The organism is Streptomyces sp. NPDC088810 (assembly GCF_044750305.1).
Lineage (GTDB): Bacteria > Actinomycetota > Actinomycetes > Streptomycetales > Streptomycetaceae > Streptomyces.
Genome location: NZ_JBIVJQ010000003.1, coordinates 754521 through 766895, shown reverse-complemented (window position 1 = coordinate 766895; position 12375 = coordinate 754521). Strand labels below are relative to the sequence as shown.

The window sequence follows — 12375 nt, the reverse complement described above, 5'->3', positions numbered from 1 at the left end:
GGGGTCGCGGGGCGGTGACATGTGCGGCTCCGCCGCGTGGGCGCGACCAGCCCACGGCGGCCGCAGTGTGCGAACGGCGTCTGCCAGCCCCCGGCGGAGCGTCACGCACGCTTGTAGACAGGCGGCCGCTTCTCCGCGAAGGCGCGGGCGCCCTCCTTGGCGTCGGCGGTGTCGAAGACGGGCCAGCCGCGGGCGAGTTCGGCGGCGAGGCCGTCGGTCTCGGTCATCTCGGCGGCCTCGTACACGGACGCCTTGACGGCCTCGACGGCGAGCGGGCCGCAGGCGTTGATCTGCTCGGCGATCTCCAGGGCCCCGGAGAGGGCGGTGCCGTCGGGGACGACATGCCCGATCAGTCCGATGCCGGCGGCCTCCCGGGCGCTGTAGGGGCGTCCGGTGAGCAGCATCTCCAGGGCGTGGGTGCGCGGGATCTGGCGCTGGAGGCGGACGGTGGAGCCGCCGATCGGGAACAGGCCGCGCCTGACCTCGAACAGGCCGAAGGTCGCGGACTCGCCCGCGACCCGGATGTCGGTGCCCTGGAGGATTTCGGTGCCGCCGGCGACGCAGTGGCCCTCGACGGCGGCGATCACCGGTTTGCGGGGGCGGTGGTGGCGCAGCATCGCCTTCCAGTGCAGGTCGGGATCGGCTTTCAGCCGGTCGCGGTACCGCTGCCCCTGCATGCCGTCGCCGGCCAGCGCCTTGAGGTCCATGCCGGCGCAGAACGCGCCGCCGGCACCGGTGAGGACGATCGAGCGGACCGAGTCGTCCGCGTCGGCCTCGAGCCAGCCGTCGTACAGGCCGACCAGCATCGCCAGGGAGAGCGCGTTCCTGGCGTCGGGCCGGTTGAGCGTGAGCACCAGTGTGGCGCCTTCCCGCTGCACGGTGAGGTGTTCCGTCCCACCCATGGGCCATCTCCCCTCGGTCGGAACGAGAACAGGTTGCAGGAGGGGAGGGGGCACTTCAAGGGTTTTCTGACAGTCAGTCAGATTTCTTGGTGCGGGCCCTTCCCACTTGCCGCCCCCTTTGCTCTGATGACCGGCGAGCCGACGGATGCGCCTGTCGTCGCCAGGACGTGCCGGGGTCAGGAGGAAGCGGTGGAGTACAACCTTGCCGACCTGTTCGAGTCGGTCGTCGGCGTGGCCGCGGACCGCGAGGCGCTGGTGTACCTCGACCATCCCGGCACGGGTGCGGAGCGCCGGCTGACGTACGCCGAGCTGGACGCCGCCGCCAACCGCGTCGCGCACCACCTGATCGACACCGGCATACGGCCCGGTGAGCACCTCGGCCTCCACCTGTACAACGGTGTCGAGTACCTGCAGACGGTGCTGGCCTGCCTGAAGGCCAGGATCGTGCCGGTGAACGTCAACTACCGGTATGTAGAGGACGAGTTGGTGTACCTCTTTCGAGACGCGGACCTGGTCGCGCTGGTCTTCGACGCGGAGTTCGAGGGCCGGGTGGCGGGCGCGCTGCCGCGGGCACCGAAGCTGCGGCACCTGCTGCGAGTGGGCACCCCGGCCGCGCAGGCGGTGCCCGGGGCGGTGCCGTTCACCGCCGCGGAGGCCGCCGGCTCGCCCGGGCGGGGCTTCCCCGCGCGCTCCGGGGACGACCGGTTCATCATCTACACCGGCGGTACGACCGGCATGCCGAAGGGCGTGATGTGGCGTCAGGAGGACCTCTTCTTCGCCGGACTGGGCGGCGGGGCGCCGACCGGGGAGCCGGTGAAGGCGCCCCAGGAGCTGGCCGAGCGGGTCGCCGCGGGCGGCTCCGGGATCACCTTCTTCCCCACTCCCCCGCTGATGCACGGCACGTCGACGCTCACCGCGTTCATCGGCTTCAACTTCGGCCAACGGGTCGTGCTGCACCGCAAGTTCGTGCCCGAGGAGGTGCTGCGGACCGTCGAACGGGAGCGGGTCACCAGCATGTCGCTGGTCGGGGACGCCATGCTCCGGCCGCTGATCGACGCACTCGCCGGACCGCTCAAGGGCACGGACTGCTCGGCGCTGTTCAGCGTCTCCTCGTCGGGCGCGATCATGTCGGAGACGGTGCGCCGGCAGTTCCGCGAGCTGCTCCCGAACGCGGTGCTGCTCAACAACTTCGGCTCCTCCGAGTCCGGCTTCAACGGCACCGCGACCGAGGACTCGGGTCCCGAGCGCGGCTTCCGCATCCGGGTCAACTCCCGTACCCGGGTGGTGGATCCGGTGACGCACGAGCCGGTGGCGCCGGGCGAGGTGGGCCGGGTCGCGCAGTACGGCCATGTGCCGCTCGGCTACTACAACGACCCGGCGAAGACCGCCGAGACGTTCTTCGAGAAGGACGGGCGGCGCTGGGTGCTGCTCGGCGACATGGCGACGGTCGACGCGGACGGCGTGGTCACCGTCCTCGGCCGGGGCTCGCAGTGCATCAACACGGGCGGGGAGAAGGTGTACCCGGAGGAGGTCGAGCAGGCGCTCAAGGCGCATCCGGACGTGTACGACGCGCTGGTAGCCGGGGTGCCGGACGCCCGGTGGGGCAACCATGTGGCGGCCGTGGTGCAGCTGCGCCCGGGGGCGCCGCGCCCCTCGCTCGCCGCCATCCAGCGCCACTGCCGCACCCGCCTGGCCGGTTACAAGGTCCCCCGTCAGCTGGTCGTCGCGGACACCATCCAGCGGTCGCCGAGCGGCAAGGCCGACTACCGGTGGGCGCGGGAGGTGGCGGTGGCGGCGGAGCGGCCGTAGGCCGGGTGTCCCGCACCGCCGAGCCGCACCCCGACGATTACTCTGTGCGCACAGTCGAGCCACTCACTGACACACAGTGACGACCGCACGGAAGGACCTTCGGGTGTCCCACCCCACGCCTGGTCACCTGCCGGACGGCACGGTGACGCCGGACAGCGGCGGCGCGGCGGCCGGGGGTGCTGCCGCGCCAGAGACGTCGGCGGGCGCCGGGTCCCGCCGGTCCGGGCGGCCGGCGCGCGGCGCGGCCGTGGGGGCGACCGTGCTCGCCGCCGCTCTCCTGCTGGGCGCGCTGCTGCTGCCGAACCGGCTCCACAGCCTCACCCCGTCGGCGTTCCTGCGCCTCCCGGTCGAGGGCATCGGGCTCGCCGCGCTGCTGCTCGCGCTGCCGCCCCGGGCGAGGCGGGCCGGCGCAGCCGCCGGCGGCTTGCTGACCGGATTGCTCGCCCTGCTCAAGGGCGTCGACATGGGATTCCAGGAGGTGCTGCTGCGCCCGTTCGACCCGGTGCTGGACTGGAGTCTGCTCGGCAACGCGGCGGACTACCTGCGGCAGACGTCCGGCCGGGCCGGCGCAGTGCTGACCGCGATTGGGGTGCTCGCTCTCGCACTCGCCGTCCCCGCCCTGACCACGCTGGCGGCGGTGCGCCTGGCGACCGTGATGACCCGTCACCGGCGGCCCGCCGTCCGCGCCACCCTGGTGCTGGCGCTCGCCTGGACCACCTGTGTCACGCTCGGTCTGCGCTCCGGCGGGGCCCCGGTCGCCGCCACGATCGACGCGGACCTCGTCGCCGACCGCGTCCGGCAGGTCCGTACGTCCCTCGCCGACGCGCGGGTCTTCCGCCGCCAGGCCGCCCACGACGCCTTCGCGCACACCCCGCCCGGCCGGCTGCTGACCGGGCTGCGCGGCAAGGACGTGCTGGTCACCTTCGTCGAGAGCTACGGCCGTACGGCCCTGGAGGACCCGGCCGTCGCCCCGCGGATCGGCGCGGTCCTGGACGAGGGCACCGCCGCTCTGCGGACGGCCGGCTTCCGGGCGCGCAGCGGCTGGCTGCGCTCGCCGGTGACCGGCGGCGGCAGCTGGCTGGCCCACGCGACCTTCCTGTCCGGGCTGTGGATCAGCAACCAGCAGCGGTTCCACACCCTCACCACCAGCGACCGGACCACCCTCACCGGCGCCTTCCGCACGGCCGGCGCCTGGCGGACGGCCGGCATCATGCCCGGGATCGACCGGGCCTGGCCGGAGGGCGGGTTCTTCGGGCTGGACCACGTCTACGACCGGGCCCGCCTCGGCTACCACGGCCCGGGCTTCGGCTGGTCGCAGGTGCCCGACCAGTTCACCCTGGAGGCGTTCCGGCGGCTGGAGTCCGGGCGGCGGGGCCGGGGGCCGCTGATGGCCGAGATCGTCCTGACCTCCAGCCATCATCCGTGGGCGCCGGTGCCCCGCATGGCCGACTGGGGAAGCCTGGGCGACGGCTCGGTCTTCCGCCGCCTCGGGACGCAAGGCAAGGACGCCGAGGAGGTGTGGAAGGACCCCCAGAGCGTGCGCGCCGGGTACCGGGACGCGATCGCGTACTCGCTGCGCAGCGTCATCGGCTTCCTGCGGCGCTACGGCGACGAGCACACCGTCCTGGTCTTCCTCGGCGACCACCAGCCCGTGCCGGCGGTCACCGGGGGCAGCCCCCGCAAGGACGTGCCCGTGACGATCGTCGCCCACGACCCGAAGGTGCTGGAGCGGATCTCCGGCTGGGGCTGGACCGAGGGTCTCGAACCGGCCGCGGACGCCCCCGTCTGGGCGATGGACGCGTTCCGGGACCGGTTCCTGACGGCGTACGGCCCGCAGCCGGGCGGATGAGCGTCACCGGTCGAGGAAGGCGAGCGTACGGCTCACGAACAGCTCCGGGTCGTCCAGCCAGGGGTAGTGGGCCGCGCCGGGCTGCACGGTGCACTCGGAGTGGGGGAAGGCCTCGGCGGTGCGGCGGGCGAGGTCGGGGCGGGGACCGCCGTCGACCGCGCCCGCGTACACGAGGACCGGCGCCGTCAGGGCGGCGAGGGCGGCCCGGGTCGCGTCCGGGGTGAAGGCTCCCTCGGCGAAGTAGCGCTCGCCCGCCTCCTCATTGGTCTGGTGCAGCTCGGCGTCCGAGTGCGCCCGGGCGGTGTCGTCCCAGCGGCCGTGGAAGAACGGCAGGAACACGTCGTCGAACTCCGCCTCGCCGGCGAGCCAGGCCCGGAAGGCGGGGAACGCCCGGGCGAACCACGGCTCGTCCGCGCGCAGCCGGGCCGCGGCCAGCCGGTCCTCGGGCGTGGCCCGCAGGCCCAGGGCGGACGGATTGGGTGTGATCAGGAGCAGCCGCCGTATCCGGTGCGGGTGGCGGGCCGCGTAGAGCATCGCCAGGGCGGCACCCGCCGAGTGGGCGACCAGATCCATGTGCTCCAGTCCCATGTGGGCCCGCCACACCTCCACGTCCTCGACCATCCGGTCGCAGCGGTACGTCGCCGGATCCGCCGGCACCTCCGAGTCACCGGTGCCCCGCAGGTCGAGCAGGGCCAGCCGACGGTGCGCGGTCAGCCCGCCGAGGTCCCCGAGGTAGGCGGAGGCCCGCATGGGTCCCCCGGGCAGTACGGCGAGCGGCTCACCCGTGCCCCGCAGGTGGTAGGCGAGCCGGGTGCCGTCGGTGGCGGTGAAGGTCGGCATGCAGGTGATCATCGGGGCGGGCCCCACCGGCCCGCAACGCCTTTGGGCGCGGAAAAATCTTCGCCGCCCTCTTGCCTCGGGCCGCGTGGCCTGCATTACTGGCCCCGAACAGATCGACCGAATGATCGGTCGGGCGGAAGGTGCGACTGGCGAGGGAGACGTCGCGATGGCCGAGGTGACGGACCTGCTCGACGCGGGTGAACGGCTCGGGCCCGAGGAACTGCGGGCGCTGCAACTGGAGCGGCTGCGTGCCACCCTGCGGCACGCGTACGCACACGTGCCGTTCTACCGGGAGTCCTTCGACAAGGCCGGCGTCCGCCCCGAGGACTGCCGTTCGCTCGCCGACCTCGCACGCTTCCCCTTCACCACCAAGGCCGACCTCCGGGAGAACTACCCGTACGGCATGTTCGCCGTGCCCCGGGAGCGGATCCGCCGGCTACACGCCTCGAGCGGCACCACCGGACGCCCCACGGTGGTCGGCTACACCGACAACGACCTTTCCCTGTGGGCCGACATGGTGGCGCGGTCGATCAGGGCGGCCGGCGGCCGACCGGGAGACGTCGTCCATGTGGCGTACGGCTATGGGCTGTTCACCGGAGGTCTCGGCGCCCACTACGGCGCCGAGCGCCTCGGCTGTACGGTCGTCCCCGCGTCCGGCGGCATGACGGCCCGCCAGGTGCAGCTGATCCAGGACCTGGAACCCTCCGTCATCATGGTGACCCCGTCCTACATGCTCACCCTGCTGGACGAGTTCGAGCGGCAGGGCGTGGACCCGCGCGGCACCTCGCTGCGGGTCGGCGTCTTCGGGGCCGAGCCCTGGACCGAGCAGATGCGGCGGGAGATCGAGGACCGGTTCGCGATCGACGCCGTCGACATCTACGGGCTGTCCGAGGTGATCGGTCCCGGGGTCGCCCAGGAGTGCGCGGAGACCAAGGACGGCCTCCATGTGTGGGAGGACCACTTCTACCCCGAGGTCGTGGACCCGATCACGGGCGAGGTGCTGCCCGAGGGCGAGCGGGGCGAGCTGGTGTTCACCTCGCTGACCAAGGAGGCCATGCCGATCGTGCGGTACCGGACGCGGGACCTGACGCGGCTGCTGCCCGGCACGGCCCGGGCGTTCCGGAGGATGGAGAAGATCACCGGGCGCAGTGACGACATGGTGATCCTGCGCGGGGTCAATCTGTTCCCGACCCAGATCGAGGAGATCGTGCTGCGCACCCCCGGGGTGGCGCCGCACTTCCAGCTGCGGCTCACCCGGGAGGGCCGCCTGGACGCGCTGACCGTCCGGGCCGAGGCCCGCCCGGACGCGCCGCCGGAGGTGCGGGAGGCGGCGGCCCGGGCCATCGTCGCGGCGGTCAAGGACGGCATCGGCGTGTCGGTCGACGTGGAGATCGTGGAGCCGGAGTCGCTGGAGCGGTCGGTGGGCAAGATCCGCCGCATCGTGGACCTGCGGCCGCGGGACGGCGGACAGGGGTAGGCCGCTCGGGGCGGCCCCGCGGGGCCGGAGGTCACTCCCGCCGGACCGCGCGTGTGATCGCATCGACGTACTTCGAAACGTCGGCGACACCTATACTCCGGAAGCATGACGGACACCGCCACCGCCCCGGACCCCGACCTGGTCAACGCGCTGCGGGCGCTGTCCAACCCCATGCGGCTGCAGATGCTGCGCTGGCTGCGCGAACCGGAGCGGCACTTCCCGATGGAGACCGCCATCGCCGACCCGGCCGAGGTGGGTGTGTGCGTGAGCCACATCCAGGCCAAGGCCGGGCTGGCGCAGTCGACCGTGTCGGCCTACCTGGCGGAACTCCAGCGCGCGGGCCTGGTCCGCGCGACCCGGGTCGGCAAGTGGACCCACTACAAGCGGGACGAGCAGCGCATCGCCGGCCTCGTCGCGGAGCTGGGGCGGACGCTGTAGGGCACGCGTAGAAGGCGGCGGTCGTCGTGTTGCGGCGACTGCCGGCGCTTGCGATTCATATCGAGAATCTGCGATATTTCGAATCGACGAGATCAGCGACTCCACGGATCGACGCGTCGAGCGGTCGGTCCGCCCTGCGAGGGGAGCACACGATGGACCTCGGTACGTTCGGCATCTACACCTTCGACTTCGAGCACCAGCCGGCCGCGCTGATCCGGGACTCCGTCCAGCAGCTGGAGGACCTGGGCTGGCGGTCGCTGTGGATCCCCGAGGCGCTCGGCCGGGACGCGTTCACCCACGCCGGGCTGCTGCTCGCCGCCGGCCGGCGGCTGAGCGTCGTCAACGGCATCGCCCGGATCTGGTCCCGGGAGGCCCGCTGGACGCAGGGCGCCGCGCTGCTGCTCGCGGACGCCTACCCGGGCCGGCACGTGCTCGGCCTCGGCTTCGGCGGTGATCCCCGGCCGGGCGTCACACCGCTGGCAGCCATGGCGGCGTACCTGGACGAGCTGGACAGCCTGCAGACCCCCAACCCCCGCCCGGCCACTCCGGTCCGGCGCCTGCTGGCCGCGTACGGGCCGAAGATGCTGGAGCTGGCCCGCGAGCGCGCCCACGGCGCCCACACCTACCACGTGAGCACGGCCCACACCGCGCAGGCCCGGGAGATCCTCGGCCCGGACGCCTTCCTGGCCGTCGAGCACGCCGTGCTGTTCGAATCCGACCCGGTGCGGGCCCGCGCCGTCGCGCGCGAGCATCTGCGCGGCTACCTCGCGACGCCTTACAACCTCGCCAAGTTCCGCCGGCTGGGCTACACGGACGACGACCTCTCCGGCGGCGGCAGCGACCGCTTCGTGGACGACCTGGTGTTCTGGGGCGACCCGGACACCGTCGTGACGAAGCTGCACGGCCACCTGGAGGCGGGCGCCGACCATGTGGCCGTACAGGTGATCGGCGTCGCACCGGGTGAATCGGCGCTGCCGTACTGGCGGTTGCTGGCCGACGCGCTGCTGCCGGAGCGGGCCCCGGCTAGCCGCTGAAGCGGTCGCGCAGCTCGCGCTTGAGGATCTTGCCGCTGGCGTTGCGGGGCAACTCCGCGACGAACAGCACCCGTTTGGGTGCCTTGAACGGCGCGAGCCGCTCCTTCACGTGCGCGATGAGCTGTTCCTCCGTCACCTCGCCGCGCGGGACGACGACCGCGGTGACGGCCTCGATCCACCGCTCGTCGGGCAGGCCGATCACCGCGGCCTCCGCGACCGCCTCATGGGTGTACAGGGCGTCCTCGACCTGGCGCGAAGCCACCAATACGCCACCGGAGTTGATGACGTCCTTCACCCGGTCCACGATGGTGAAGTAGCCCTCGGCGTCCCGCACCGCGAGGTCCCCGGAGTGGAACCAGCCGTCGCGGAAGGCCTCGGCGGTCTCCTCTGGCTTGTCCCAGTAGCCCTCGCACAACTGCGGTGAGCGGTAGACGATCTCGCCGGGCGTGCCGGCGGGGACGTCCTTGCCGTCCTCGTCGACCACCCGGGCGTCGACGAACAGCACGGGACGGCCGCAGGAGTCCATCCTGCCCTCGTGCTCGTCGGGCGCCAGGACGGTGGCCAGCGGGCCGATCTCGCTCTGGCCGAAGCAGTTGTAGAAGCCGAGCCCCGGCAGCCGCTCGCGCAGGCGCTCCAGGACCGGCACCGGCATGACCGAGGCGCCGTAGTAGGCCTTGCGCAGCCCGGACAGGTCCCTGGTCGCGAAGTCCGGGCGGCCCGCCAGGCCGATCCAGACCGTCGGCGGCGCGAACAGGCTGTCCACCCGCCCCGCCTCGACCAGGTCGAGCAGCCGGTCCCCGTCGGGCCCGTCGAGGATCAGGTTGGTGGCGCCGACCGCCAGACAGGGCAGCAGGAACACGTGCAGCTGTGCGGAGTGGTACAGCGGCAGGGAGTGCGCGGGGCGGTCGCCGGCGCTCAGGTCCAGGGCGGTGATCGCGCTCAGGTACTCGTGCACCAGGGCGCGGTGCGTCATCATCGCGCCCTTGGGGAGCGCGGTGGTGCCCGACGTGTAGAGCAGCTGCACCAGGTCCTCGGCGCGCGGCTCGGGGCCGTCGTACGCGGGTGCCGTCGCGAGCCGGGCCAGGAGCGAGTCCTCCGCGTCGCGCAGCGGCAGCGTGCGGACACCGCCGGGGAGCCGGTCCGCGAGGGAGGGGTCGGCGAGGACCAGGGAGCTGCCGGACTGGCCGACGATGTACGCGAGGTCGTCGCCGGTCAGGTTCTGGTTGACCGGCACGTGCACCAGGCCTGCGCGGGCGCAGGCCAGGAAGCCGATCAGGTAGGCGTCGGAGTTGTGGCCGTAGGAGCCGACCCGGTCGCCGGCGGTGAGGCCCAGGCCGAGCAGGACGCTCGCCGCCCGGGAGACGGCCTCGTCGAGTTCCTCGTACGTCCAGGCGCGGTCGCCGTACTCCACCGCGGTCCGCGCCGGGGTGCGCCGGGCGCTGCGCCGCAGCACCCCGTCAACCGTGCTGCCCTGTCCCTGCGTCATGACTCATGATCCTCGGTCCGTCACCGGGGCGGGTCAAGCACCCGGAGGACCCGGATACATACCGGTTGGTACGCTCAACCGCTCCTTCCGTCGATGATGTTGGGAGGCACGACGTGCGTAACCGCTTCAGACGACTGGCCGTCGCGGCCGTCGCCCTGCTCACCGCCTCGGCCGCGCTGCCGGCCGCCGCGGCCGAGCGGCCGAGCCGCCAGGAACACCCTTCGCACGGGGGTCTGTCGGCTGTCATCCGCTACACCGAGTACGGCATTCCGCACATCCGCGCGAAGAGCTACGCGGACCTCGGCTTCGGCACCGGCTGGGCGCAGGCCGCCGACCAGGTGTGCGTCCTCGCCGACGGCTTCGTGACCGTGCGCGGCGAACGCTCGCGGTACTTCGGCCCGCACGCGGCGCCCGACGGCTCGCTGTCCTCGGCCGGCGACAACCTCTCCAGCGATCTGTACTTCCGGGGCGTCCGGGAGGCCGGCACGGTGGAGAAGCTCCTCGCCGAGCCGGCTCCGCTGGGCCCGAGCCGGCAGATCAAGGACCTGATGCGGGGCTACGCGGCCGGGTACGACGCCTGGCTGCGGCAGCACCGGACCACCGACCCGGCCTGCGAGGGCGCCGCCTGGGTGCGCCCGGTCAGCACCGTGGACGTGGCGGCCCGTTTCTACGCCCTCGCCGTGATCGGCGGCCAGGGCGACGCCGTGGACGGCATCACCGGGGCCCAGCCGCCCACCGCCGCCGCCCGGGCCCGAGGCACCGGGACCGCGCCGGACGCCCAGGCTTTGATACGGGCCCTGCGCCGGCGGGCCGCCGACGCGGACATGGGCTCGAACGCGGTCGCGTTCGCCGGCGGCACCACGGCCAGCGGACGCGGCCTGCTGCTGGGGAACCCGCACTACCCCTGGCAGGGCGGTCGCCGGTTCTGGCAGGTGCAGCAGACCATCCCGGGCGAGCTGGACGTCGCCGGCGCCGCGCTGCTCGGCTCGCCCACCGTCTCCATCGGCTACAACTCCCGGGTGGCGTGGAGCCACACGGTGTCCACCGGTGTGCCGTTCAACCTGACGCAGCTGACGCTGGATCCGGCCGACCCGACCGTCTACCTGGTCGACGGCCGGCCGGAGCGGATGACGCGGCGGACCGTGACCGTCCCGGTCAAGGACGGCCCGCCGGTGACCCGCACCCAGTGGTGGACCCGCTACGGCCCGGTCGTCGCCTCCGGCGACGGCGACCTCCCGCTGCCCTGGACCACCACGACGGCGTTCGCGCTGAACGACCCCAACGCCGCGAACATGCGGTTCGCCGACACCTCGCTCGGCTTCGGGAAGGCACGGGACACGGCGGACGTCCTGGCGTCCCTCGCCCGGCACCAGGGCCTGCCCTGGGTGAACACGATCGCCGCGGACTCCTCGGGGCACTCGCTGTTCACCCAGTCGCAGGTGCTGCCCCGGATCACCGACGACCTGGCGGGGCGCTGCTCCACGGATCTCGGCAGGGCCACCTACCCGGCGGCCGGGCTCGCGGTCCTCGACGGCTCCCGCGGTACCTGCGCCCTCGGCCGCGACGCCGACGCCGTGCAGCCGGGCACCTTCGGGCCGGCCCGCATGCCCACGCTGAAGGACGCCCCGTACGCGGAGAACTCCAACGACAGCGCCTGGCTGGCCAATGCCGACCGGCCGCTCACCGGGTACGAGCGGATCTTCGGCACCGTCGGCACCGCGCGCTCGCCGCGCACCCGGGGCGCGCTCGACGCCGTGGCGGCGATGGCGCAGCGGGGCGGTCTGACCGTGCGGGACCTGCAGCGGCAGCAGTTCGCGAACCGGGTGACCGTGGGCGCTCTGGCGGCCGGGGACGCGGCACGGGCGTGCGCCGCGCTGCCCGGTGGTGTCGCCAGGAACAAGGACGGCAAGGAGGTCGACGTCTCGGCGGCGTGCCCGGTGCTCGCTGCGTGGGACCGCACCGCCGGCACCCGCAGCCGGGGAGCGCTGCTCTTCGACCGCTTCTGGCGGCGGATCGGCGCGCTGGTGCCGAACGCGCAGCGGTGGAAGGTGCCGTTCTCGGCGGCGGACCCGGTGCACACCCCGAACACGCTGGACACCGGTGCGCCGGGCTTCGCCACGGCCCTCGCGGACGCGGTCACCGAGCTGCGGGGGGCCGGCATTCCGCTCGACGCCCCGCTCGGTGAGCACCAGTTCGTCGTGCGGAACGGCCAGCGGATGCCCGTCCCGGGCGGCACGGAGGCACTGGGTGTGTGGAACAAGGTCGAGCCGGTGTGGGACCCGGCGCACGGCGGGTACACGGAGGTGGTGACGGGGTCCAGCCACATCCAGGCGGTGGGCTGGAACGGCAGCCGCTGCCCGGTGGCGCGCACGCTCCTGACGTACTCCCAGTCCTCCAACCCGAACTCGCCGCACTACAGCGACCAGACCCGGTTGTTCTCCCGGCAGCAGTGGGTGACACCGCGCTTCTGCGAGAAGGACATCCTGGCCTCTCCCGCGCTCGAGGTCGTCCACGTGCGCGAACGCTGATTCTGTGGTCCC

9 protein-coding genes are annotated in these 12375 nt (G+C 73.2%); 6 read left to right on the top strand and 3 right to left on the bottom strand.

Annotated elements, in window-relative coordinates:
• Positions 1 to 101: 101 nt before the first annotated feature.
• Positions 102 to 902, bottom strand: coding sequence for a crotonase/enoyl-CoA hydratase family protein (locus ACIP4Y_RS14360; RefSeq protein ID WP_401392382.1), 801 nt, complete (start codon positions 900 to 902; stop codon positions 102 to 104).
• A 189-nt stretch (positions 903 to 1091) separates the two neighbouring features.
• Between ACIP4Y_RS14360 and ACIP4Y_RS14355 the strand changes: the two genes are divergently transcribed.
• Both ACIP4Y_RS14355 and ACIP4Y_RS14350 read left to right on the top strand, forming a co-directional pair.
• Positions 1092 to 2711 (top strand): acyl-CoA synthetase, encoded by a 1620-nt coding sequence (locus ACIP4Y_RS14355; RefSeq protein WP_401392379.1) that lies wholly within the window; start codon positions 1092 to 1094, stop codon positions 2709 to 2711.
• Positions 2712 to 2814: 103 nt separating this feature from the next.
• A complete protein-coding gene (locus ACIP4Y_RS14350; protein ID WP_401392376.1) occupies positions 2815 to 4560 on the top strand; it encodes a sulfatase in 1746 nt (581 codons plus the stop codon).
• Positions 4561 to 4563: 3 nt separating this feature from the next.
• On the opposite strand, the gene ACIP4Y_RS14345 is transcribed toward ACIP4Y_RS14350, so the two are convergent.
• Entirely contained in the window at positions 4564 to 5400 is an 837-nt protein-coding gene (locus ACIP4Y_RS14345) for an alpha/beta fold hydrolase (RefSeq protein ID WP_401392373.1), read from the bottom strand.
• Positions 5401 to 5566: 166 nt separating this feature from the next.
• Here ACIP4Y_RS14345 and paaK point away from each other — a divergent pair, with 166 nt between their 5' ends.
• The 3 genes from paaK (at position 5567) to ACIP4Y_RS14330 (ending at position 8349) form a co-directional block, all read left to right on the top strand.
• Positions 5567 to 6877: a phenylacetate--CoA ligase PaaK gene (gene paaK / locus ACIP4Y_RS14340; protein ID WP_401392370.1), complete on the top strand. Its 1311-nt coding sequence runs from the start codon at positions 5567 to 5569 to the stop codon at positions 6875 to 6877.
• A 105-nt stretch (positions 6878 to 6982) separates the two neighbouring features.
• Positions 6983 to 7315 (top strand): ArsR/SmtB family transcription factor, encoded by a 333-nt coding sequence (locus ACIP4Y_RS14335; RefSeq protein ID WP_401392367.1) that lies wholly within the window; start codon positions 6983 to 6985, stop codon positions 7313 to 7315.
• A gap of 152 nt (positions 7316 to 7467) precedes the next feature.
• On the top strand, positions 7468 to 8349 hold the full coding sequence (locus ACIP4Y_RS14330; protein WP_401392364.1) for a TIGR03620 family F420-dependent LLM class oxidoreductase: 882 nt from the start codon (positions 7468 to 7470) through the stop codon (positions 8347 to 8349).
• Here ACIP4Y_RS14330 and ACIP4Y_RS14325 read toward each other — a convergent pair.
• On the bottom strand, positions 8339 to 9835 hold the full coding sequence (locus tag ACIP4Y_RS14325; RefSeq protein WP_358636551.1) for an acyl-CoA synthetase: 1497 nt from the start codon (positions 9833 to 9835) through the stop codon (positions 8339 to 8341). The genes ACIP4Y_RS14330 and ACIP4Y_RS14325 overlap by 11 nt on opposite strands.
• A gap of 113 nt (positions 9836 to 9948) precedes the next feature.
• Between ACIP4Y_RS14325 and ACIP4Y_RS14320 the strand changes: the two genes are divergently transcribed.
• On the top strand, positions 9949 to 12363 hold the full coding sequence (locus tag ACIP4Y_RS14320) for a penicillin acylase family protein (protein WP_401392361.1): 2415 nt from the start codon (positions 9949 to 9951) through the stop codon (positions 12361 to 12363).
• The last annotated feature ends 12 nt before the right edge of the window (positions 12364 to 12375 follow it).

Coding starts and splice junctions, on each gene's coding strand:
- ACIP4Y_RS14360 (WP_401392382.1), bottom strand. CDS start 902: ATGGGTGGGACGGAACACCTCACCGTGCAGCGGGAAGGCGCCACACTG.
- ACIP4Y_RS14345 (WP_401392373.1), bottom strand. CDS start 5,400: ATGCCGACCTTCACCGCCACCGACGGCACCCGGCTCGCCTACCACCTG.
- paaK (WP_401392370.1), top strand. CDS start 5,567: ATGGCCGAGGTGACGGACCTGCTCGACGCGGGTGAACGGCTCGGGCCC.
- ACIP4Y_RS14335 (WP_401392367.1), top strand. CDS start 6,983: ATGACGGACACCGCCACCGCCCCGGACCCCGACCTGGTCAACGCGCTG.
- ACIP4Y_RS14330 (WP_401392364.1), top strand. CDS start 7,468: ATGGACCTCGGTACGTTCGGCATCTACACCTTCGACTTCGAGCACCAG.
- ACIP4Y_RS14325 (WP_358636551.1), bottom strand. CDS start 9,835: ATGACGCAGGGACAGGGCAGCACGGTTGACGGGGTGCTGCGGCGCAGC.